At 73.6% G+C, this 22,040-nt stretch carries 21 protein-coding genes; 14 read left to right on the top strand and 7 right to left on the bottom strand.

The window, feature by feature from the left end; translation table 11 throughout:
- Window positions 1-50: 50 nt before the first annotated feature.
- Window positions 51-878, bottom strand: coding sequence for an amidohydrolase family protein (locus tag OG617_RS32565; RefSeq protein ID WP_405096760.1), 828 nt, complete (start codon window positions 876-878; stop codon window positions 51-53).
- 110 nt (window positions 879-988) lie between these two features.
- Between OG617_RS32565 and OG617_RS32560 the strand changes: the two genes are divergently transcribed.
- Genes OG617_RS32560 through OG617_RS32535 form a run of 6 tightly spaced genes read left to right on the top strand, consistent with a single transcriptional unit; the run spans window position 989 to window position 6,790 of the window.
- A complete protein-coding gene (locus OG617_RS32560; RefSeq protein ID WP_405096758.1) occupies window positions 989-2,269 on the top strand; it encodes a M20 family metallopeptidase in 1,281 nt (426 codons plus the stop codon).
- The gene (locus OG617_RS32555) at window positions 2,266-3,267 is read left to right on the top strand and encodes a Gfo/Idh/MocA family protein (protein ID WP_405096756.1); all 1,002 of its coding nucleotides are present in this window, start codon (window positions 2,266-2,268) and stop codon (window positions 3,265-3,267) included. Before OG617_RS32560 ends, OG617_RS32555 begins: the two co-directional genes overlap by 4 nt.
- A gap of 13 nt (window positions 3,268-3,280) precedes the next feature.
- Complete coding sequence (locus OG617_RS32550; RefSeq protein WP_396684962.1) at window positions 3,281-4,576, top strand: ABC transporter substrate-binding protein; 1,296 nt, start codon at window positions 3,281-3,283, stop codon at window positions 4,574-4,576.
- A gap of 60 nt (window positions 4,577-4,636) precedes the next feature.
- A complete protein-coding gene (locus OG617_RS32545; protein WP_405096753.1) occupies window positions 4,637-5,596 on the top strand; it encodes a carbohydrate ABC transporter permease in 960 nt (319 codons plus the stop codon).
- Window positions 5,593-6,426: a carbohydrate ABC transporter permease gene (locus tag OG617_RS32540; protein WP_405096751.1), complete on the top strand. Its 834-nt coding sequence runs from the start codon at window positions 5,593-5,595 to the stop codon at window positions 6,424-6,426. Before OG617_RS32545 ends, OG617_RS32540 begins: the two co-directional genes overlap by 4 nt.
- 13 nt (window positions 6,427-6,439) lie before the next feature.
- Window positions 6,440-6,790, top strand: a complete 351-nt coding sequence (locus tag OG617_RS32535) for an L-rhamnose mutarotase (RefSeq protein WP_405096749.1) — start codon at window positions 6,440-6,442, stop codon at window positions 6,788-6,790.
- Between the two features lie 65 nt (window positions 6,791-6,855).
- On the opposite strand, the gene OG617_RS32530 is transcribed toward OG617_RS32535, so the two are convergent.
- Entirely contained in the window at window positions 6,856-7,986 is a 1,131-nt protein-coding gene (locus tag OG617_RS32530) for a mandelate racemase/muconate lactonizing enzyme family protein (RefSeq protein WP_405096747.1), read from the bottom strand.
- Window positions 7,987-8,116: 130 nt separating this feature from the next.
- Between OG617_RS32530 and OG617_RS32525 the strand changes: the two genes are divergently transcribed.
- The 7 genes from OG617_RS32525 to OG617_RS32495 all read left to right on the top strand — a co-directional run bounded on the left by OG617_RS32525 (window position 8,117) and on the right by OG617_RS32495 (window position 14,587).
- On the top strand, window positions 8,117-9,052 hold the full coding sequence (locus OG617_RS32525; protein ID WP_396684952.1) for a thiamine pyrophosphate-dependent dehydrogenase E1 component subunit alpha: 936 nt from the start codon (window positions 8,117-8,119) through the stop codon (window positions 9,050-9,052).
- A complete protein-coding gene (locus OG617_RS32520) occupies window positions 9,045-10,025 on the top strand; it encodes an alpha-ketoacid dehydrogenase subunit beta (protein ID WP_405096745.1) in 981 nt (326 codons plus the stop codon). Before OG617_RS32525 ends, OG617_RS32520 begins: the two co-directional genes overlap by 8 nt.
- Before the next feature lie 59 nt (window positions 10,026-10,084).
- Window positions 10,085-10,858, top strand: a complete 774-nt coding sequence (locus OG617_RS32515) for an SDR family NAD(P)-dependent oxidoreductase (RefSeq protein ID WP_405096743.1) — start codon at window positions 10,085-10,087, stop codon at window positions 10,856-10,858.
- A 45-nt stretch (window positions 10,859-10,903) separates the two neighbouring features.
- The gene (locus tag OG617_RS32510) at window positions 10,904-12,271 is read left to right on the top strand and encodes a hypothetical protein (protein ID WP_405096741.1); all 1,368 of its coding nucleotides are present in this window, start codon (window positions 10,904-10,906) and stop codon (window positions 12,269-12,271) included.
- Window positions 12,272-12,284: 13 nt separating this feature from the next.
- Window positions 12,285-12,584, top strand: a complete 300-nt coding sequence (locus OG617_RS32505) for a YciI family protein (protein WP_405096739.1) — start codon at window positions 12,285-12,287, stop codon at window positions 12,582-12,584.
- Window positions 12,584-14,164, top strand: coding sequence for a hypothetical protein (locus tag OG617_RS32500; protein ID WP_405096737.1), 1,581 nt, complete (start codon window positions 12,584-12,586; stop codon window positions 14,162-14,164). The genes OG617_RS32505 and OG617_RS32500 overlap by 1 nt, the downstream gene beginning before the upstream one ends.
- Window positions 14,165-14,317: 153 nt before the next feature.
- Entirely contained in the window at window positions 14,318-14,587 is a 270-nt protein-coding gene (locus OG617_RS32495) for a GlsB/YeaQ/YmgE family stress response membrane protein (RefSeq protein ID WP_396684941.1), read from the top strand.
- 209 nt (window positions 14,588-14,796) lie between these two features.
- Here OG617_RS32495 and OG617_RS32490 read toward each other — a convergent pair whose 3' ends face one another.
- The 5 genes from OG617_RS32490 to OG617_RS32470 form a co-directional block, all read right to left on the bottom strand.
- Entirely contained in the window at window positions 14,797-15,468 is a 672-nt protein-coding gene (locus OG617_RS32490) for a lysoplasmalogenase family protein (RefSeq protein ID WP_405096734.1), read from the bottom strand.
- Window positions 15,465-16,292, bottom strand: coding sequence for a sterol desaturase family protein (locus OG617_RS32485; RefSeq protein ID WP_405096732.1), 828 nt, complete (start codon window positions 16,290-16,292; stop codon window positions 15,465-15,467). Before OG617_RS32485 ends, OG617_RS32490 begins: the two co-directional genes overlap by 4 nt.
- Window positions 16,289-16,981, bottom strand: a complete 693-nt coding sequence (locus tag OG617_RS32480; RefSeq protein ID WP_405096730.1) for a FadR/GntR family transcriptional regulator — start codon at window positions 16,979-16,981, stop codon at window positions 16,289-16,291. Before OG617_RS32480 ends, OG617_RS32485 begins: the two co-directional genes overlap by 4 nt.
- 164 nt (window positions 16,982-17,145) lie before the next feature.
- Window positions 17,146-18,396, bottom strand: a complete 1,251-nt coding sequence (locus OG617_RS32475) for an FUSC family protein (protein WP_405096728.1) — start codon at window positions 18,394-18,396, stop codon at window positions 17,146-17,148.
- 496 nt (window positions 18,397-18,892) lie between these two features.
- Window positions 18,893-20,569: an NAD(P)/FAD-dependent oxidoreductase gene (locus OG617_RS32470; RefSeq protein WP_405096726.1), complete on the bottom strand. Its 1,677-nt coding sequence runs from the start codon at window positions 20,567-20,569 to the stop codon at window positions 18,893-18,895.
- Between the two features lie 138 nt (window positions 20,570-20,707).
- Here OG617_RS32470 and OG617_RS32465 point away from each other — a divergent pair, with 138 nt between their 5' ends.
- Window positions 20,708-21,949 (top strand): hypothetical protein, encoded by a 1,242-nt coding sequence (locus OG617_RS32465; protein ID WP_405096724.1) that lies wholly within the window; start codon window positions 20,708-20,710, stop codon window positions 21,947-21,949.
- Window positions 21,950-22,040: the final 91 nt, after the last annotated feature.

Below are 22,040 nucleotides of genomic sequence, written 5' to 3'. Positions count from 1 at the left end.
ATCCCCGGCACCCTGCCCCGCACGTCGGCGGGGTGCCGGGGATCGGCGCGTCAGCGCCGGCCCAAGGCGCGGCGGAGGTTGCCGCCGTGGACGTCGGCCGCCTCGGCCGCGGAGAGGCCGTCCAGCCCGACCGGGTGCAGCGTCTGCGCGAACGACACGTGGTCCAGGCTGGGGGAGAAGTCCGAGCCCCAGTAGAGCCGCGCCGGGCCGAAGCGGTCCAGCAGCAGGTCGACGAACGGCCGGGCGGCGGCGTGCGGGTACGCGTCGGCGGGGTCGCTGACGGCGTACAGGCCGGAGACCTTGACCCCGACGTGGGGCAGCCGGGCCAGGTCGGTGAGCGGGGCGAGCCGGCCCGCGACCGCCTCCGGGGTCGGGACCGCCGCGTGCCGGCCGGGCAGGCCGAGGTGGCTGAAGAGCACCGCGCACCCGTCGAGGGCGGCCAACGCCCGACCGAGCCGGCCGGCGGCCTCCGGGGTGGCGTTGAGGCTGACCACCGCCGCCGCGTCGTTGAGCGACCCGCCCGCGGTCGCGGCCCAGTCGGCGAACGCGTCGGCCGAGGCCGGGTCCGGCAGGTACGCGGCGACGCCCGCGAACCCCGCCGACCGGAGCCGGTCCAGGCCGCGCCGGTCCGTGCCGGTGGCCGGCAGGTACGCCAGGGGCGCGATCCAGTCGTGCTCGGCCGCGAGCCGCGCGAGGTGGCTGTTGTTGCCGGCGAACTCCGGTGCGCCCTCGTAGCCGACCACGAGCGCCCGGTCGATGTCGTGTTCGCGGCGCAATGTCTGGTAGACGGCGAATTCGTCGCCCCCGGCCGGGGACCGTCCGTAGCGGCCGGGGTAACCGTCGGCGAACAGGTGCAGGTGTGCGTCGGCGCGTGGCATGGCCGGACCCTAACCGATTCCGGCAGCCCCATTGACGTGGGAGGACCCCTCCTTTAGGTTCTTGTCTCAATTAGGTCCGGATTATCGGCCGCAGGCGAGGAGTGGACCGCGTGGTGCAGGCGCACGAGGACGTTGACGATCTGGTACGGCTGCGTCGGCAGCTTCACCAGCACCCGGAGCTGCGCTTCATGGAACGGCAGACCGCAGCGGTTCTTGCCGACCGGCTCGCCCCGATCGCCCGGGTCCGCTCCGGAGTCGCCGGCACCGGCCTCGTAGCCGAGATCGAAGGACGTGCGTCGGGCCCCTCGGTTCTGCTTCGGGCCGATATGGACGCCTATCCGGTCCAGGACGCCAAGGAGGTGGCCTGGGCGTCGGGCAACGCCGGGGTCTGCCACGCCTGCGGACACGACGTACACATGACCGTCGTGCACGGCGTCGCGGCCCGGCTCGCGGCCGACCCGCCCGCCCGGGGCTCGGTGACCGTGCTGTTCCAGCCGGCCGAGGAGATCCCGTTCGGCGAGGACTCCGGTGCCGCCGCGGTGCTCGCCGACGACGCCCTGCGCGGCCGGCGCTTCGACGCCGTCCTCGGCCTGCACTGCTGGCCCGACCTGCCGGTCGGGGCGGTCGGCGTGGACCGGGTGACCGCGATGGCGGCCAAGGACGCCTTCCGGGTCGAGGTGCTCGGCCGGGCCGCGCACGCCGCGACCCCGGCGCTGGGCCGCGACGCCATCCTCGGGCTGGCCGGCATCATCACCCTGCTGCACGCCGGAGTGGCCCGCTCCCGCAACCCACACGAGCTGGTCGCCTTCAACATCGGCACGATCGTCGGCGGGGCCAGCCAGAGCCAGGTCGCCGAGCGGGCGGAGGCGACCGGCACGCTGCGAACCCACGACGAGGCCACCCGCGCCCGGCTCAAGCAGGTCATCGAGCGCATCGCCCGGCAGCAGGCCGCCGCGCTCGACCTCGGCCTGCGGTTCACCTGGGCCAACGAGATGCCCCCGGTGCGCAACGCCGCCTCGCTGGTGGCGCTCGCGCACGCCGAGCTGCCCGGCCTGGTCGAGGTCGCCGACCTGACCGCGCCCCCGCTGACCACCGACGACTTCGCCCTGCTCGGCGCGCTCGGTCCCAGCCTGTACGTCAAGCTCGGGGTCACCGGCGAGCGCGGCGGCGCGCCGCTGCACTCCGGCGCGTTCGACGTGGACGAACGGTGCATCGGGGTGGGGGTGACCGCCCTGGAGCGCCTCACCCGGGCCGTCCTCGCCGGCCGGCTCGCCGAGGCCGGAGCTGACGAGCCCGGCGGAGCCGCCGGAGCTGACGAGCCCGCAGGAGCCGCCGGAGCCGGTGGGGCCGCCCGAGGCGACCGCGCCGCCGCCGAGGCGGTCCGGGCATGAGCCGCCCGTCGGTCGCCGTGGTCGGCGCGGGGGCGTTCGGCGTCCGGCACCTGGCCGCGTACCGGTCGCTCGGCGTGCCGGTGCGGGCGCTGGTCGAGCCGGACGCCGCGACCCGGCAGCGGGTCGCCGTCGAGTACGGGGTGCCGCAGACGTACGCCTCCGTGGCGGACCTGCTCGCCGCCGCCCCGCCCGACGCGGCGTCGGTGTGCGTGCCCGGCCCGGCGCACCGCCCGGTGGCCGTGGACCTGCTCACCGCCGGGGTGCCCGTGCTGGTGGAGAAGCCGCTGGCCGCTACCGTCACCGACGCCGCCGCCATCGTGGCCGCCGCCGAGCGCACCGGTGTGCTCTGCCAGCCGGGGCACATCCTGCGGTACAGCGCCCCGCACCGGGCCCTGCACGACGCGGTCCGCGCCGGCCGGCTCGGCGACGTGCTCGCCGTCTCGTCCCGCCGCGACCGGCCCCGGACGCTGAGCCGGCTCTTCCCGCGCGAACACCCCGCGCTGCTCACCGCCGTGCACGACATCGACCTGGCCCTCTGGTACGCCGGAGCGCCCGTGGTCGAGGTCCGAGCGGCGGCCCGGACCCGACCCGGATCGGCCAACCCGGTCCTGGTGTGGGCGGAGCTGCGGCACGCCAACGACGTCGTGTCGTCGATCCGCAACAGCTACCTGCTCCCCGAACACACCCCGAACCACACCTCGGACCTGGTCGAGGTGTACGGCACCGACGGGGTCGCGCACGTCGACCTCGGCCACCCCACCCTGCTCGTCCAGGGCGAGCCGACCGAGGCGCCCGACTGGCTTCTCTCCCCGGTCGACGGCGGCGGAGCACTCGCCGCCGAGCTGCGGCACTTCCTCGGCCAGGTCGACGGCACCGAACCGACGGCGGTCGTCCCGCTCGTCGACGGCCTGCACGTCGTGCGGGTCGCCGAGGCCGTGGTCGACAGCGCCACCGCCGGCGGCGCGGTCCGCCGGATCCCCCCGAGCCCCCACTTGTGACAGGAGCTACCCGATGTTTCGACGGAGATTGGCCGGCGCCCTCGCCGCCGGCATGGCCGCCGCCGCGCTGCTGACCGGATGCGGCGGCGACGACGCCGCCGGCGGCCCGGTCACCCTCAAGGTGCTGACCTGGGAGCCGGGTGGCACCGAGTACTGGAAGCAGGTCAAGACCAGCTTCGAGGCCGGCCACCCGGACATCAAGCTGGAGATGCAGTCCGTACCGTTCGACAAGTACCCCGAGGTGCAGGGCCCGTACATCACCTCGCAGTCCGGGCCGGACGTGATGGCCAACAACGCCGGGCTGGAGCTGTTCGACCGGCGCGGCGCGTACGTGCCGTTGGGTGACAAGGCCGCCGAGATCACCAAGGACCTGGTCACCTACAGCGGCGCCTGCGAGGGCTTCGACACCGCCAAGCCCTGCTACGGCGTGCCCTTCTCCTACCAGGGCAACGTCCTCTACTACAACAAGGCCGTCCTGACCGCCGCCGGGCTCGACCCGGAGAAGCCGCCGGTGACCTGGGACGAGTTCGGCGCGGCCTGCGACGCGGTGAAGAAGGCCGGCAAGACCTGCCTGGCCCTCGGGCTGTCCGGCACCTTCCCGGCGTACTGGGACTTCCCGGAGATCGCCCGCAACTACCTCAACGAGGACGACATCCGCGCCCTGCTCGCCGGCAAGCTGTCCTGGAAGGACCCCAAGCTCGTCGCCGTGCTGGAGAAGCTCGCCGAGATCACCACCAAGGGCTGGGCCAACAAGAACGCCCCGTCGATCACCATGCTCCCCGACGGCGCCGACATCTTCCAGCGCGGCGACGCCGCGTTCGCCGGCACCATCATCTCCGACGCGGTGAACTGGGAGGCGTTCGGCAAGGCCCTCGGCGACGACAAGCTCGGCGTCACCCGGTGGCCGGCGGTCGACCCGTCCGCGCCGCTGGCGCAGAAGTTCTCCGGCATCGAGGGCGCCGTCTACGGCGTGACCCAGTGGAGCGAGAAGAAGCAGGCCGGCCTGGAGTTCATCAGCTGGCTGGCCGGCAAGGAGAACGGCGAGCTGTGGGTCAAGCACGGTAAGGGCCAGCCGCTGAACAAGAACGTCGACAAGGCGCTGCTGCCCTCGTCGCCGGCCTTCCAGAAGATCCAGGAAATGGTCGCCCAGCCGACCCTGCACGCCGGGGTGATGCTCTCCGGCCCCGAGGCCGACGCCCTGGCCCGCGGCTGGCAGCAGGTCACCCTCGGCCAGCTCACCGTCGACAAGTGGGCCGACCAGATGCAGCAGGCACTGGAGCGCAGCCCCACGAAGAAGCAGACCAAGTAGCACCCCGGGCGGGGCGACGCCGTGTCGCCCCGCCCGGCCAGCCACGGGGGAGGAACCCTGATGACGATCTCCACCGCGCCGGTGTCGGAGCCGGTGGCCGCCGACACCCCGCCCGCGCCGGCCCGCCGCCCGCCACGACCCGGGCGGGCCCGGGAGTGGTGGCTGGCCGCCGCGCTGGTGCTGCCCGCACTGGTCCTGGTCGTGCTGTTCAAGCTGGTGCCCCTCGTGCGGGGCGTGCTCACCAGCCTCGAGTCGTCCAGCGGTTTCGGCGGCAGCGAGTTCGCCGGGGCGGACAACTACACCCGGATGCTCGACGACTCGATGGTCCTCACCAGCTTCCGCAACGCCCTGCTGGTGGTGGCCACCCTGCCGGTGTGGATCGTGCTTCCGCTGGTGCTGGCGCTGCTGATCCACCAGCGCTCGCCGGGCTGGAAGTTCTTCCGGGCCGTCTACTTCGTGCCGTACACCATCGCGCCCATCGTCGTCGGCATCATGTTCCGGCAGATCCTCTCCCCCGACGGGCCGCTGAACGCCCTGCTGCGCGGAGTCGGCCTGGAGCCGCTGGCGATCGAGTGGCTCAACGGTCGGTACAGCGCGCTGTTCTCGCTGGTGGCGGTCGCCCTGTGGAGCTTCTTCGGGCTCGGCGTGATGACCTACCTCGCGGGCCTGGCCACCGTCCCCGAGGAGATGCTGGAGGCGGCGTACCTCGACGGCGCCGGGTTCTTCCGGCGGCTGTGGTCGGTGGTCGTGCCGATGCTGCGCCCGACCGTGGCGTACTGGAGCGTGGTCTGCGCCTCCGGCGTGCTGATCTGGCTGTTCCCGCTGATCTACGCGCTGACCCAGGGCGGGCCGGGCGACGCCACCATGCTCCCCGAGTACCTGGTCTTCCTCACCACCTTCCAGTTCCTGGACCGCGGCTACGGCTCGGCCATCGGCATCGCCCTGTTCGTCTTCGTCGCCGTGCTGTCGATCTTCAGCGTGCGGCACATGTTCACAGAGGGGACCCGCAAGCCGCGATGAACCCGCGCCACTCCGCCCGGATCGGGCGCTACCTGTTGACCTTCGCGCTGGTCGTCGTCGCCGTCGCGGCGATCTACCCGCTGCTGTTCACCGTGGTCAGCTCCCTGAAGACGCAGTCCGGCTTCGCCCACGACCCGCTGGGCCTGCCGGCCGGGATCACCCTGGACAACTACCTCGAGGCGTTCCGCCGGATGAACATGCCCCGGCTGCTGCTCAACTCGCTGATCACCACGCTCGGCGGGTTGGTGCTGTCGGTGCTCGCCGCGCTGCTGGTCGCGTACGCGGTGACGAAGATGCGCTTCCGCGGCGGGAAGATCGTCTTCCTGCTGATCATCGTGACGCTGACCATCCCCAGCCAGGCGATCATCTACCCGCTCTACCAGACGGTGCTGGACCTGGGCATGTCCGGCCAGTACCAGGGCCTGATCCTGGCGTACGCCGCGTTCGGGCTGCCGCTGGGCACGTACCAGCTTGCCGGGTACTTCCAGCAGGTGCCCGACGAGCTGATCGAGGCGGCCCGGGTCGACGGCGCGGGACACCTGACCATCCTGTTCCGGCTGCTCGCCCCGATCGCCGCCCCGGCCCTGGCGGCGCTGGCCATCTTCAACTTCGTGTGGATGTGGAACGACCTGCTGCTGCCCCTGGTCATCATGGGCGGCTCGGACAGCAAGACGCTGATGGTCGGCGTCTCCATGCTCAGCGGCCAGTACGACGTGTCGGTGCCGCTGGTCAGCGCCGGGCTGATCGTCGCCCTGCTGCCGGTGCTGATCATCTACCTGGTCTTCCAGCGGCAGCTCGTCTCCGGCGCGCTCGCCGGCTCCGGCAAGTGACAGGGGCGGGCCGGTGACCGGGGTGGCCGGGCCGGGGGAGCAGGTGTGCCACCTGTACCGGCTGCGCCCCGGCGCGGAGGCCGAGTACGAGCGCCGGCACGCCTGGGTGTGGCCGGAGCTGACCGCGCTGCTCGACGAGGCGGGGATCTACGACTATCACATCTACCGGCGGGGCCTGCTGCTGATCTGCGTGCTGCGCACCCGGTGGGGCCACGCCCACGCCCGCGCGGTCACCGGCTCCTCCGACGTGCAGGCCCGGTGGACGGCGTCGCTGGCCGAGCTGTTCGCCGAGATCACCGACGCCGACGGCGAGCCACTGTGGGCGTACCCCGTGTTCCACCACCCGGGGCACCCGCCGCCGTGACGGGCGCGACCGCGATGCGACGGCCCGGCGGGAAGATCCCCGCCGGGCCGTCGCGGTGCCCGCCGTCAGACCGCGTACGCGACCGAACCGTCGGCGCGCAGCGGGATCCGGGTCAACGGCCGGCCGGTCAGGTCCAGCGGGGTCTCGTCGGTCAGGTCGAGCGTCACGCCCAGCCCCGGGTCCTGCGGCACCGGCAGGAACCCGCCCTCGCGGCGGACGCAGGCGCGGGCCGGCCCGTCGGCGAGCTGGTCGTCGATCGGGGAGTACTCCTGGGTGACGAAGTTCGGGATGACCGTGTCGAGCTGCACCGAGGCCATGGTCAGCAGCGGGCCGAGGCAGTTGTGGCTGACCACGGCCGCGTGGTACGCCTCGGCGAGCGCGGCGATCTTCCGGCCGTGGCTGAGCCCGCCGGCAAGCCCGACGTCGGGCCGGACGTACTGGGCGCCGCCCTGGGCGAGCAGTTCCTTGAACTCCCAGATGGTGTGCAGCCGTTCCCCGTTGGCCATCGGCACGCCGAGCGCCCGGCGGGCCACCTCGGCCTGGCTGCTCACGCTGTCGATCTGGATCGGGTCCTCGACCAGCAGCGGGTGGTGCCGGGCCAGCGCCGGCACGACGGTTGTGGCCTGCAACGGGGTGAGCTTGCGGTGCAGCTCGATGAGCAGGTCGACGTCCGGGCCGACGGTGTCGCGCACCGCCGCCGTGGTGGCCTCGGTCTCGGCGACGAGGCGGGCCAGCGACACGTCGGCGTAGTCGGCCGGCAGCGGGTCGAACTTCACGGCGGTGAAGCCGTCGGCGACGGCTGCGGCGGCCTGGCCTGCGAGGGCCTCCGAGCCCGTGCCGCCCAGCAGCAGGTGCAGCCGGATCCGGTCGCGGACCCGGCCGCCGAGCAGCTGCCACACCGGCACGCCGAGCCGCTTGCCCAGCAGGTCCCACAGGGCCAGGTCGACGGCGGAGACAGCGGCGGTGAGCACCGAGCCGCGGAACGGCCCCATCCGGTAGAGGTGGTGCCAGTGGTGCTCGATCCGGTTGGGGTCCGCCCCGAGCAGGTACGGCCGGAACGTCTCCACCACGGCGTGCACCGCCGTCGGGTATCCCCAGCAGGCGGACTGGCCGACCCCGGTCAGCCCGTCCGACGTGCGTAGCTGGACGAAGTGCGCGTCGCCGCGCACCACGGACTCCACCTCGGCGATCTCCATGCCCGCTCCCCAAATTAGAGACCAATAACGGCCACAAACTTGCTTGTGCACTCTTCCATAGCCTTGGACTGCTGGTCTAGGCTCCTCAACCAACGAGCCGGAATAAGGCTCAATTATCTCAGGGGGTGTGATGGGGCTGCCCGACGACTATCGGCTGATGGCCCGGATCCGCCGGTTCGAGGAGCGGCTGGCCGCCCTCAAGGACGCCGGCGAGATCCCGGGCTCGATCCACCTGTGCAACGGCCAGGAGGCCGTCCCGGTCGGCGCCTGCCGGGCGCTGCGCGACGGGGACCACGTCACCGCGACCTACCGGGGACACGGCTGGGCGATCGCCCGGGGCGTCGACCTCACCGGCCTGTTCGCCGAGATGATGGGCCGCGACTCCGCGCTCTGCGGCGGGCGGGCCGCGTCGCCGTACCTGTCGGACCCGGGGCGCTGGTTCGTCGGCGAGAACTCCATCGTGGGCGCCGGCGTGCCGATCGCGACCGGCGCGGCGCTCAGCGCCCAGCGCACCGGCAGCGGGGCCGTGTCGGTGGTCAGCATCGGCGACGGCGCGATGAACCAGGGCAACGTGCACGAGGCGCTCAACCTCGCCGCCGTGCTCGACCTGCCGCTGGTGCTGGTGGTGGAGAACAACGTCTACTCCGAGATGTCCCGGATCGAGGACATGGTGCGGGTCCGGCAGCTCGCCGAGCGGGCCGCCGGCTACGGCCTGCCCGGCCGGGTCGTCGACGGCAACGACCCCGACGCCGTCGCCGAGGCGATGGCCGAGGCCGTGGACCGGGCCCGGGAAGGCTCCGGGCCGTCCATCGTGGAGGCGATGACCGAGCGCCTCGTCGGCCACTACAGCGGCGACGTGCAGCACTACCGCCCGGCCGGCGAGATCGCCGCCGCCCGGGAACGCGAGCCGCTGGCCCGCATCCGCCGGGCCGCCGACGCCGACCTGGCCGCCCGGCTCGACGCCGTCGACGCCGAGGTGGCCGACGAGATCGAGGCCGCCGTCACCGCCGCCCGCGCCGTGCCGTACCCGGACCCGGCGACCGCCAAGGAGCACGTCTATGTCTGAGTCGCTGCGCTACATCCAGGCCGTCAACGCGGCACTCACCTGGGCCCTGGACAGCCGGACCGACACCGTCTACTTCGGCGAGGACGTCGCGTTGCCCGGCGGGCCGTTCGGCGCCACCAAGGGGCTGCACAAGCGGTTCGGCTCCGACCGGATCTTCGACACCCCGATCTCCGAGACCGGCTTTCTCGGCATGGCCCTCGGCGCGGCCATGACCGGGCTGCGGCCGATCGCCGAGATCATGTACGCCGACTTCTCGTTCGTGGCGATGGACCAGATCGTCAACCAGATCGCCAACATCCACTACTCCAGCGCGGGCCGGTGGAAGGCGCCGCTGGTGATCCGGATGCAGCAGGGCTACTCGCCCGGGGCGTGCGCCCAGCACTCGCACTCGCCGGAGGCGTACTTCGCGCACACCCCCGGGCTGCGGGTGGCGCTGCCGGCCACCCCGGACGACGCGTACCAGATGCTGCGCACCGCGGTCGTCAGCGACGACCCGGTGGTGGTCGCCGAGGCCCGGATGCTCTACCCGACCCGGGGCCCGGTGCGCACCGACGCCCCGGTCGAGGAGATCGGCGGGGCCCGGGTGGTCCGGCCCGGCGCCGACGTCACCGTCGTCGCCTGGTCCCGGATGGTGTCGGCGGCCCTGGACGCCGCCGGGACACTCGCCGAGGAGGGCGTCGACGTCGAGGTGGTCGACCTGCGCTGGCTCAACCCGCTGGACTTCGACACGGTCGCCGCGTCGGTGGCCCGCACCGGCCGGTTGGTCGTCGCCCACGAGGCCAACCTGACCGGCGGCTTCGGCGCGGAGATCGCCGCCCGGGCCGCCGCCGAGTGCTTCGCCGACCTGCGCGCACCGGTCGCCCGGGTGGCCGCCCCGGACGTGCCGATGCCCGCCGCGCCCACCCTCCAGGCCGTCGTGGTGCCCGAGGCGTCCACCGTGGCCGACGCGGTGCGCCGGACGGTCCGCGCGTGAGCGGCGGCGCCCCGTCAACCGGTCCGGGCGGTGGCGGCACCCCGCCGCCCGGACCGGGCGTGGGCGGCGGACCCGCGTCGGCCGGCCCGTCTGTCGGCCTGCTGGCCGGGCGGCGGGTGGTCGTCGTCGGCGGGGCGTCCGGCATCGGCCGGGCCACCGTGCTGGCCGCAGCCGCGGCCGGCGCGGCTGTCGCCGTGCTGGACGCCGACGCCGCCGGCGCGGCCGAGGCCGCCGCCGAGGCCCGGTCCGCCGGGGCGGGCGCCTGCGCCCGGGGCGTCGACGTCACCGTCGAGGCCGAGGTCGCCGGGGCGCTCGACGCCGTCGCCGCCGAACTGGGCGGCGTCGACGCCGTGCTGCACGTCGCCGGGATCATGGGTGGACAGGGCCTGGACGTGCGGGACGTGCCGGTCGAGCTGTGGGCGCGGGTCATCGCCGTCAACCTCACCGGCCCGTTCCTGGTCGCCAAGCACGCCGCCCGGCACCTGAGCCCCGGCGACGGGGTGCTCGTGCTGGTCGGCTCGAAGGCGGGCGTCCAGACCGGCTCCGGCTCGGTACCCTACGGCGCGAGTAAGGGAGGGTTGCACGGTCTGGCGCTCACGCTGGCCCGACAGCTCGGTCCACAGGGGATCCGCGTGCACGCGCTCTGCCCGGGAGACATCGACACGCCGCTGATGCGGAAGTCGCTGGACGAGGCGCGGGTCAACGGCACCGACGGCGGGCGGGTCGCCGCCATCGAGGCCGCGCTGGGCCGCCCCGAGGACGTCGCCTCGGTGCTGGTGCTGCTGGCGTCGCCGGTCAGCGCCGGCCTCGTCGGCACGGTCTGCACGGGCTGAGCACCCCACCCTCTAGGCCAGCGGGACACACGTGGAGGCAGCATCGTGATCGGGATCATCGGCCCGGAGGACTCGATCCGGCTCGTGCAGGAGGTGGCGGCCGGGGAGGGCCGCGCGGAGGCGGTGACCACACGCGTGTACACCCGCCCCGAGCAGGCCCCCGACCTGGCCCGCGAGCTGGACGAGGTGTGCCAGGTGCTGCTGTTCACCGGGCGCATCCCGTACGCGTTCGCCACGGCGGCCGGGGAACTGCGGGCGGAGATCGACTACGTCCCGCACGCCGGCATCGACCTGTACCGGACGCTGTCGCGGATGCTGCTGGCCACCGGCGGGAAGCTGCCCCGGGTCAGCGTGGACACCATAGAGGCGGAGACCGTTCGCGAGACGTACCACGACATCGAGGTCGCCCCGCCCACGGAGATCCTGCCGATCGCCGACTCCTCCGGGCTGCTCTTCTCCGGACTCGACGAGATCACCGCGTACCACCGGGAGCGGTACGCCTCCGGCGCGGTCGAGGCGTGCCTGACCTGCCTCGGCGCGGTGCACCGGGACCTCGCCGACAGCGGGGTCCCGGTGTGGCGCGTCGAGCACACCCGGGCCTCGGTGCGCGACGCGCTGCACCGGGCCTGGCTCGCCGCCGAGATACGCCAGTCCCGGGCCACCCAGATCGCCGTGATGATGGTCGACCTGGGTGTGTCGACGACCCGGGCGCAGGACCCGTATCAGGCGGAACGGCAGCGGCTGCGGGTGCGCGAGGCGCTGCTGGAGCACGCCGAGCGGATGCGCGGCCGGCTGGCCACCGTGGACGACCGGACGTTGCTGATCACCACCACCCGGGGCACCGTGGAGAGCGCCATCGCCCGGCACCGGGACGGGCACGCCTCCCTGCTCGCCCTGCGCGGGGTCGACGTCGAGCACGCCGTCGGCTTCGGCGCCGGCACCACCATCGCCGCCGCCGAGGACAACGCCCGCAAGGCCCTCGCGCTGGGCCGGCACGGCGGCGACACCCACGTGGTGTTCCCCGACGGCGAGGTCTACTCCAGCCGGGAGACCGCCGTCAGGCCCCGGCTGCGGGAGACCGCCCCGGGCGTGCTGCGGGTCTCCGAGCAGCTCGGGATCGGGCCGCTGTCCACCCGGCGGCTGCTGGAGGCCCTGCACCAGATGGACCCCGACGAGGTCACCGCCCGGGGGCTGGCCGACGCGTACGGGGTGGAGGCGCGCTCGGCCCGTCGGCTGCTCAAGGCGTTGCGCGCGGCCGGCTTCGCCGAGGAGGTCGGGGTGCACGTCAGCACCGGAGCGGGCCGCCCGCAGACCGTCTACCGGGTCGCCATGCGGCGACTGCTCGGCGCCATCGGGGCCGAGGCGTCCCCGCCGGCTCCCGGGGCGGCCGAGCCGAGCCGGCCGGGACCGTGAGGGCAGGGATCGCGTGAGGTTCGAACCGACCTACCTGGTCACCGCCACCTTCGCCGCCGACGTCGTCGTCCGGCGCGAACCCCACCGGGCCGCGCATCTGGCGCACGTGCGCGCCCTGCTCGCCGACGGCACCGCCCTGATCGCCGGGGCGCGCGCCGACCTGAGCGCCTCCGTGCTGGTGCTGCGGGCCGCCGACGCGCCCGCCGCCCGCACCCTCGTCGAACAGGATCCCTACTGGCGGCACGGCGTGTGGACCGCGATCGACGTGGTCGACTACCTCGCCGCCACCGCCCACACCATCGGGAGGACATGATGTCGTCGTACCGCCAGGTCTCCGGCGTGCGGGTGCTCGGGGCCGAGCACGCGCCCTTCGCCGCCGGGCTGCTGCGCGAGGCGTGGGGCGAGGGAGGCCCGGACGCCGTGCCGGTCCGCCTCGCCGTCGACCCGGCGCTGCCCGAGGGCGGCCACCGGACCGACGTGCCCGAGCGGGGCGAGATCCGACTCGTCGGCGACCCGTTCGCCGGCCTGGTGTACGCCGCGCGGGCCCTGGTGGCGTCGGCCACCCCGGCCGGCCTGCCCGTCGGCGCGTCCGCCGCCGCCCCCGGGCTGCCGCTGCGCAACCTGTGGACCTGGGACCACTCCACCAACTGGGACACCCGGCAGCTCGGCCAGCAGGAGATCGGCGCGCTGAACCCGTACGCGAAGTCCGCCGACGCGTTCGGTGCCGACTACCGCCGGCTGGTCGACTTCTGCAGCCGGGAACGGATCGGCGGAATCGTCGTGTACGGGCTGCTGCGCGACGCCCACGGCGGCGTCGAGGCGGCCCGCGAGCTGTGCGAGTACGCCAACGCCCGGGGCGTGCGGATCATCGCCGGGGTCGGGATCAACGCCTACGGCGGCATCTACTTCGACGGCCGGCACCGGTACAACCTGGCCACCTGGCTGCGCCGGCGCCCCGACCTCGCCGCCGAGCTGCCGAAGAAGGTCGGCTTCGACATCGACGAGTTCGGTGACCTGCACTTCCCGGCCAGCGAGTACATGATGGCCGCCTGCCCGTCCCAGCCGGACAACCTGGCCTGGCACCGCGACGCCATCGACTGGCTGCTGGACACCCTGCCCGTCGGTGGGATCAACTTCGAGACCGGCGACTACGGAAGCTGCGCCTGCGCCCGGTGCGCCGCCCGCGCCGGCGGCGAGCGGACCTCCTGGTCGTACGAGGCGATGCGGTCGGTCTACCCGACCCTGCTGGAGACCGCCCGGCGCGACGGCCCGGCCGGGGTGCCGCTGCGCCACCTCGTCGAGGTGTACTGGGACAACATCTTCGACCTGGACGCGCAGCAGCCCCTCGCCGACCTGCCCGACGACGTGGCTTACCAGTACTGCGTCAACCGTGGGTTCTGGTACGACCAGCGGGACCGGCTGACCGTCGAGCACGTCGGCCGCCTGCCGCACACCACCAACGTGCTGCGCACCCACGCCGGGTCGCAGTGGAACCGGCAGCGCCACTCCTGGGTCCCCGAGATGTACGCCGACATGGCCACCCGGTCCGGGGCCGCCGGGATGCGCGGGCTGACCATCTTCGCCGAGCCGTCCGCGTACCACCCGACCAACGAGATCAGCTACCTGGCGTACGCCAGGTTCTCCTGGGACCCGGAACTGCCATGGACGGACTTCTGGCGCGAGGAGGTGGCCCCCCGGTTCGGCGGCTCGGCCGAGGCCGAGGCGTTCCGCGACGGCGCGGCCCTGCTCGACGACCCGTCCGCCGCCGGCGCGGCCCTCACCGCCGTGCGCGGCGACGCCCTCGCCATGGTCGCCGCGACCGCCGGGGAGACGCAGCGCCGCTGGCTGTGGCTGGCCGAGCGGGCCGCCCGGTACGCCCACTGCGCCGGCTGACCCGGGACCGGCCCGGGGCGTGACGGTTGCCGCGCGGGACTATGACAGTCGTGTGAAGAATCCGCTGGCCGGGGCGTCGGCGGTTTGGCCGCCCGGCCTCCGGGGGCACCGTGGAGGACGCAGGCGACAACCCCTCGAAAGGAACGGCCCACCGTGGAAGTAACCGGGTTCATCACCGCCATCGTCATCGGCCTTGTCATCGGCGCGCTGGGCCGGCTGGTCGTACCGGGCAAGCAGACCATCCCGATCTGGCTCACCCTGCTGATCGGTGTGGTCGCCGCGATCCTCGGCACCCTCGTGGCCGGGGCGTTCGGGGTGGACGACACCGCCGGAATCGACTGGATCGAGCTGCTGATCCAGGTCATCTTCGCCGCGATCGGCGTGTCGCTCGCAGCCGGCGCCTACGGCCGCCGCCGACACTGACCCGCCGCGCTCGCCGGCCGATCCGCCGCCGGCCCTGATCCGCCGCCGGCCCTGATCCGCCTCCGGCCCTGATCCGCTCCCGCCGCCGGGACCGGTCCGCCGTCAGCGCCGGCCCGCCCTTGACGGAGATCCCCCCGGCGGCGATCCGCTATCGGCGCTCGCCCTACGGTCGCCGGCCCGCCCTGGTTCGGGCGGGCCGGCGACCGGCGTCAGGGCGTGGCCGGGTGGCCCGCCAGGGCGTCCGGTTCCCCGTCGGTACGCCGGTCCGGCCGGCGCGCGGCGCCGGGCCCACCGGCCGCCGCCCACGCCGTGGTGAGCAGCAGCAGCGCCGTGATGTAGGTGCTCATCACGAGCAGGCCGTGGCCGGGCAGGGTGGTGCCGGCCGCGTCCACGCCGATCAGCAGGTCGGAGACGAGGAAGAACGCCCCGCCGACCGCCGCGCGGGCCGACACGCCGGCCGCCGCGGCGGCCATCAGGCACAGGGCGAGGCTGTAGCCGAGCACGGGCAGCCGCAGCTCCCCGAGCGGCCCCCACAGGACGACATTCGCCGCCGCCCACAGCACGAGGTAGACGGCCACCACCGGCACGGGGGGCCGCCGGTGCCGGGTGAACGCCACGATCAGGCTGACCTGGGTGCCGAGGAAGCAGCCCATCCCGGCCAGGAACGCGGGCTCGCCGTCCAGCAGCAGCGCCACGTCGCCGGCGGTGGCGAAGACCAACCCGAGCGCGACCAGGTCGAAGCGCCGCCCGGACCGCAGCAGCCAGAGCAGCAGCAGCGGGGCGAGCAGCGGCTTGGCCAGCCACTGGAGCACGGTGCTGTCGAGCGCGACGCCGACCAGCTCGACGGCGGCGACGACGCCGAACGGCGCGAGCCGCCTCATCGGGCGGGCTGCCAGCCGGGACGGCCGAACACGTGGCCCAGCCGGTGTCGCCAGGACGCGGCGGCGCGTACGTCGGCCCAGATCGACCCGTACTCGTGGACGGCCACCCGCAGCGGGTTGTAGGTGCCGATGTTCTTGGTCAGCCCGTACCGGGCGGGGGCGCGCTCCGGCTCGAAGGTGCCGAACAGCCGGTCCCAGACGATGAGGATCCCGCCGTAGTTGCGGTCCAGGTACTCGGCGTTGACGCCGTGGTGGACCCGGTGGTGCGACGGCGTGTTGAAGAGCCACTCGATCGGCCGGGGCAGCACCCGGACCCGCTCGGTGTGCAGGAAGAACTGGTACAACAGGCTGACCGACTGCTGGAGGAAGATCATCCACGGCGGGACGCCGAGCAGGGCCAGCGGCAGCCAGAACGGCAACGAGGTCATCGGCGTCCAGCTCTGCCGCAGCGCGGTGGACAGGTTGTAGAACGTGCTGGAGTGGTGCACGACGTGACCGGCCCAGAACAGCCGTACCTCGTGGTGGGTTCGGTGGAACCAGTAGTAGGCCAGGTCGTCGGCGAAGAACAGCAGCACCCAGGTCCAGACGCTGGTGGGGGAGAGCTGGACCGGCGCGACCGTCCACAGCGTGACGTAGAGGCCGACGGTGAGCAGCTTCCACGGCAGGCCGATCACCTGGCTGCCGGCGCCCATGGTGAGGCTGGTGGTGGTGTCGCGCAGCTCGTAGCCGCGTTCGTCGTCGTCCGGCGCGAACCGGTAGGACAGCGCCTCCACGACGATGAGCAGGAGGAACGCGGGTACGGCGTAGAGCACGGCGGGGATCATGCTCGGCATTCCCTTCCGGGTGGGGTGGTGGGGGTGAGGGCGGCGGTGAGCAGGGCCCGGGCCTGATCGGCGGCGGCGGTGCCCCGCCCGGCGGCCACCGCCTCGGCGAGCCGGCGGTGCCCGGCCACGTCGAGCAGCTCGGCGGCCCGCCGCTCGGGTGGCACGCGGCCGACGGCGAGCGCGCCGGCCACCAGGCTGTTGAACCCCAGCAGGTACGCCGTGTTACCCGAGCCGCGCACCACGTGCCGCCACAGGTCGATGTTGGCCTCGGCCATCCGGGGCAGGTCGGGGGCGAGCCCGGCGTACTCCTGCGCGGCGCGGGTGACGGTCTCGCGCGTCGCCGCATCGGCCCGTTCGGCGCAGAGCCGGGCCGCGTCGATGCCGATGCAGGCCCGCATCTCCAGCATGTCCCGCACCAGCGTGTCGACGGGCAGGACGTCACCGGAGCGGACCAGGTACAGCGCGAGGTCGAGCCCGGCGTGCACCCGCCAGTCCAGCACCCGGGTCGCGCCACCCTGGCTGACCCGGACCAGGCCGAGCTGTTGCAGCCGGCGCAGCGCCTCCCGGACGGCGTGCCGGTTCACCGCGAAGGCGGCGGCCAGCTCCCGCTCGCCGGGCAGCGTGTCGCCGGGCCGGTACGCGCCGCTGACCACCGCGTCGCGCAACTGCCCGAAGACGTGATCGGACACAGACCCCCGAGGCACAGGCACAAACATCACGCCGAGCAGTGTGTCCCCCATCACCTCAACCCGTCAACTGGTTGTACCAGCCCCACCCCACCCCCCACCCCGCCCCTCCCCCGCGCGCCCCGTCCCGCCCCCCCGCCCGCGTTGATCAAGAGGTTTGTGTCACGTCAGGCCCCGGTCTTGACGCAAACTTCTTGATCAACGCGGGCGGGCGGAGCGGGCGGGGGTGGCGGGGGTGGGGGTTGGGTGGGCGGGGTTGGGGTGGGTGGGGAGAGGGCCTGGTCTACTCGGGTCAGTACCGAGGGGTCTTCTCCGTCGATGCCGCGTAGCAGGTCGATGGCGGTGGCGCGGATCTGTCCGACGATCATCACCACCGGTAGTGGGGGGTCGGAGCTGAGTAGTCGGGCGGCGTGGCGGACCGCCTCCAGCGCCGCCGCGTCCGCCTGCTCGGCGTGCCGGGCCGCCTCCTGCCGGCCGGCGAGGTCGGTGGCCAGCGCCGCCCCGGCGGCCCGTACCGCCTCGGCCAGCGCGCGGATCGCGGCGCCCACCTCGGGCGGGGTGGCCTCGTGCAGCCGGGCCAGCGTGACCCCGGCGCGGGCCAGCACCCGGATGTTGCGGGCCGCGTAGTCGAGCTGCCGGGCGGTGGCCTCGACGTCCCCGACCCGGCCCAGGTGCCGGCGGCGGCGCACGCCGAGCCGCAGCGTCTCGCCGCAGGCCTGCACGGCCGTCCGCAGCCGCTCCACGCAGCCGTCGACCTGGCGGGCCCGCTCCAGCGCCGCCCGGGCCGCCGCCTCGTCGCACCGCTCCAGCGCCTCGTCGATGCGGGTGAGCACCTCGGCGAGGTCGGCGAACGTCCGGCGCGCCTCGGCGGCCAGCGGCGCGAGCGGGTTGCGGCCCACGGTGAGCTGGCTGGCGGCGAGTGCCACCGCGCCGCCGACCAGCGCGTCGACGAAGCGGAACGGCACCAGGTCGCCCTTCGGCGCGGCCACCGCGACCAGGTACAACGCGGAGATCGCCGCCTGGACGACGAGGGTTCTGCTCGCCCCGATCGTCACCATGAGACCGATGGTCAGCACCAGGACCGCCAGCAGCGTGCCGCTGCCCGGGCCGAGGGCCTGCACCACCAGCTCGGCGACCAGCACCCCCGCCGCGACGCCGAGGACGATCTCGATCGTCTGCCGGATCCGCCGCCCGCGCGCCTCGCCGAGGACGACCAGGGCCGCGGTCGGCGCGAAGAACGGGTCCGGGTGGCCGATGAGCCGGGAGGCCACGAACCACGCCACCGTCGCCGCGAGGGCCGCCTCGACCACGTCCACCCAGTCCCGCCGTAACCGGCCCACCGCCGCCCGGGCCCAGTCCCACGCCCGGTCCCACGGCCGGGTCGCCGCAGTCCGTACCCGGTCCCGTGACCGGTCCATCACGCCTCGTGTCCAGTTCCGCACTCCGCGCCTCCCGCTGCCCGCCGCCACGGCGGACCGGGGCACGGCTCGCCGTCACCCCGGCCAGCCGGTTCCGGTAGCGCAGTACCCAGCAGAAGGACGCGCAACGCTCGAAGTGGTCACCCGCCCCGCCCCGCCCAGCCAGCGATTCATGATCGTTTGACGAAGAGTGAGACGACACGCCGGCCGTAGTCTCCGGAATCAGCAGACGATCATGCGAGCGAAGCCCGCTCGGTGAGCCGCATCCCGACCCGCCGCGCCATCTCGTCGATGTGCTCCGGCCAGCAGTACCGCATGGCGAACGGCGGTCAGGTGGTCGGCCAGGGCGGTCAGTCCGCGGCGTCGCGGCCGAGGCGTTTCATCTCGAGCTGCGACTGCGATTCCTGCGTCAGGGTGCTGTATCGGGCGTACCCGATGCGGATGTCCGCCTTACGCGGCCCGTCAGCTTGTTCTATACGCCAGTGCCGACTACTCCCTACAGCACATGATGACCGCAGACACCGGGAGCTGAGCGCTGGTCCTTGCGGTGGTTGCAGCGGTCGATACCCGTCGGTGTCGAGTTTGGCGAGTTCGCCGTCGATGTCGACGGAGTGGGTGCCGTAGAGGTTGCCGTTGGCCGTGGTGACTGGGCCAGATGTGCGCCTGACAGCCGGTCGTTGACGTGGGCCACCGTGCGGGCCGGGACCAGCGGGGCGTCGCGGCCGGTTCCCCGCCGGCCGTCGCCCCCGTCCGTGCGCTGCTCGTGGTAGTCCTGCTCGACGTTGACCGACCAGACGTCGTGGGTCGTGCCGTGGGCGATGTTCTCCGCGGTGAGCATCGCGGTCAGCATGGAGTGGTCCTGGTTGTTGTAGCGGTGCATCCCGTTGCGCCCGACCGGGTGCAGGTTCGGCGTCTCGCGGCCCAGCCAGCCCCGGATCACGTCGATGTTGTGTTGGTAGCGCTCGTCGTACACCGGGTACGCCTTGGGCATCCGGACGACGTGGCCCGACTCGACGACGCCGGGCGCGACCAGGCCGAGCTGCTCCAGTTCGGCGGTGGCCAGCCGGACCAGGTCCTCGTCGGTGCGCCGCCACATGTCGTCGCCCTCGAAGACGAAGTACTCCAGGCCCAGGCAGGTCCGGCCGTCCTTGACCAGGTACGGCGACCAGGAGCCGAAGTTCTGGATCCGCCCCACCCGCACGGTCGGGTCGTGCACGTAGATCCAGTTGTCCGGGAACGAGAACTCCTCCGGCACCACCAGCGCCACCGTCAGGAAGTCCCGGTAGCGCAGGTCGGCGGCGCAGGCGAGCACCTCCGCCGGTGCCGGCGGGTCCAGCGCCGCCACCAGCTCGGAGATCGGCATCGAGGAGATGACGTGCGCGGCCTTCTCCCGTCGTTCGCCGTCCGGCCCCGCGACGGTCACGCCGGTCACCCGCCGGGTGTTTGGATCGCGGTGTACCGCCCGTACCCAGGTGCCGGTGCTGACCGTCGCGCCGCGGGCCCGGACCTGCTCGGTGCACCGCTCCCACATCATCCCCGGCCCGAACTTCGGATACTGGAACTCCTCGATCAGGCTGGTCACGTCCTTGCGGTTGCGCCGGGGCAGCAGCGCGGCCCACACCGCGCGGGACAGCGAGAGGTTCTTGATCCGCTGCGCCGCCCAGTCGGCCTGCAACTGGTCCGCCGGCATCCCCCAGACCTTCTCCGTGTACGTCTTGAAGAAGATCGAGTACAGCCGCCAGCCGAAGCGCGCCGACACCCAGCCCTCGAAGTGCGACTGGTCCTTCGGCGGGCGCAGTCGGGCCCGGCCGTACGACCCGACGCAGCGCACCGCCTCCCGCAGGCCGAGGTTGCGCAGCGCGTTGCGCGCGTTGAGCGGGTAGTCGTAGAGCGCGCCCCGGTAGAAGATTCGGCTCATCCGGGGGCGGAGTAGGAAGTCCTCGTCGGGCAGGATCTCGTGCCAGAACGCCTCGACCCGGGACACCTTCGTGAAGAACCGGTGCCCGCCGATGTCGAAGCGCCACCCGTCGCGTTCCACCGTGCGGCTGATGCCGCCGACCACGTCGTCGGCCTCGTACACCCGCACCGGCTCGCCGTGCCGGAGCAGCTCGTACGCCGCGGTCAGCCCGGCCGGGCCCGCGCCGATGACCACCGTGCCGGGTTCCGCGCCCATGCCCGTTCCGCCCCCCGTTGTTGCCGGATGAGGCAGCGCCCTTACCCGGTCCGCCGCCGAATTCACCTGCCGGCCGGGTGTGAGCCGGCCGGGAGCGGGGATCCCCGGCCGGTCGCGGACGAGCCGGGGGACCACCAGATGAGCGAGGGGCGCGAAGACGCCGACGACCGGCCGACCGGCGTACGGGACTGGCCGGGTCGGGTCATGCGGGGGGCGGCCCGCCTCGCCGCCAGGGTCCCCGCGCCGTGGGGGTTCGTGCTGGCCGTCTTCGTCGGCTCCAAGCTCGTGCTGTCGCTGGTCGCCGTGACCGCGCTGACCGCCTGGGACGGGGTCCCCGGGGCACCCCCGGTGGACGAGGCGACGATGCGCGCCCAGCAGGACGCCATCTCGCCACACCGGTGGCTCTCCCTCTGGTTCGCCTGGGACTCCCTGCTCTACGACCACCTGGCCCGGCTGCCGCTCACCGGCGGGTGGAGCGAGTTCGGGTTCCCGCTGCTCTACCCGTTCCTGGCCCGGTCGGTCGCCGCGCTGCTGGGCGGGAACACCGCGTGGGCGCTGCTGCTGGTCGCCAACGTCGCGTTCCTGTTCCAGCTCTACTACGCCCACCGGCTCGGCGAGCGGCTCTGCGGCGACGACGCGGCGGCCCGGCGCTTCGTCCGGTACCTGCTGCTCCTGCCCGCCGCGTTCCTGTTCCAGGCGGCGCTGACCGAGTCGCTCTTCCTCTGCCTCGCCCTCGCCGCCTTCTGGTACGCCGAGCGGCGGCGGTGGCTGCTCGTCGGCGTCGTCGGCTTCTTCCTCGCGCTGAGCCGGTCGGTCGGCTTCCTCGTCGTCGTCCCGCTCGCCCTGGTCCTGCTGCGCCAGCACGCGTACCGGCTGGACCCGCGCACGCTCGGCCGGTACCTGCGGCTCGGCTGGCCGCTGCTGCTCCTGCCGGCCGGGTGGCTCGCCTTCATGGCGTTCGCCGGCTGGCAGTCGGGGGACTGGTTCGCCTACCAGCACGCCCAGGAGCGGGGCTGGGGGATCAGGGTGCAGAACCCGCTCTGGGTGGCGTACCACGGCCTGACCGGCGGCTCGGCCGCCGACGCCGCGCGGGTCTGGCTGGCCCTGGCCGTCGTGGTGGTGGTGGTCGCCGGGTTTCGCCGCGCCGAGCTGCCCTACCTGGTCTACACCCTCATCGTGGTGCTGGTGCCGCTGTCGATGGGGCCGCCGGTGTACAAGAGCCTGCTGCGCTACCTGCTCGCCGCGTTCCCGGTCGCCCTGGTCCTCGCCCGGTGGGCCCGCCGCGCCACCGTCGACACCTGGCTCACCGCCGCCCTGGCCCTGTTCCAGGGCGCCCTGTTCGTGGTCTGGCTGACCTACTGGACCCACTTCATCATCTGACGCCGCCGCGCGGGTGTGACCGACGCCCCCGCCCGGCACAGGTTTAGCGGACCCCGGGTCGGTGAACGTTCAGGGACAGCGACGACGAGAG

The organism is Micromonospora sp. NBC_01412, from assembly GCF_045040215.1.
Classification (GTDB): Bacteria; Actinomycetota; Actinomycetes; order Mycobacteriales; family Micromonosporaceae; genus Micromonospora; species Micromonospora rubida.
The sequence above is the reverse complement of the archived record's forward strand: the minus strand, read 5'-3'. Positions and strand labels throughout refer to the sequence as shown.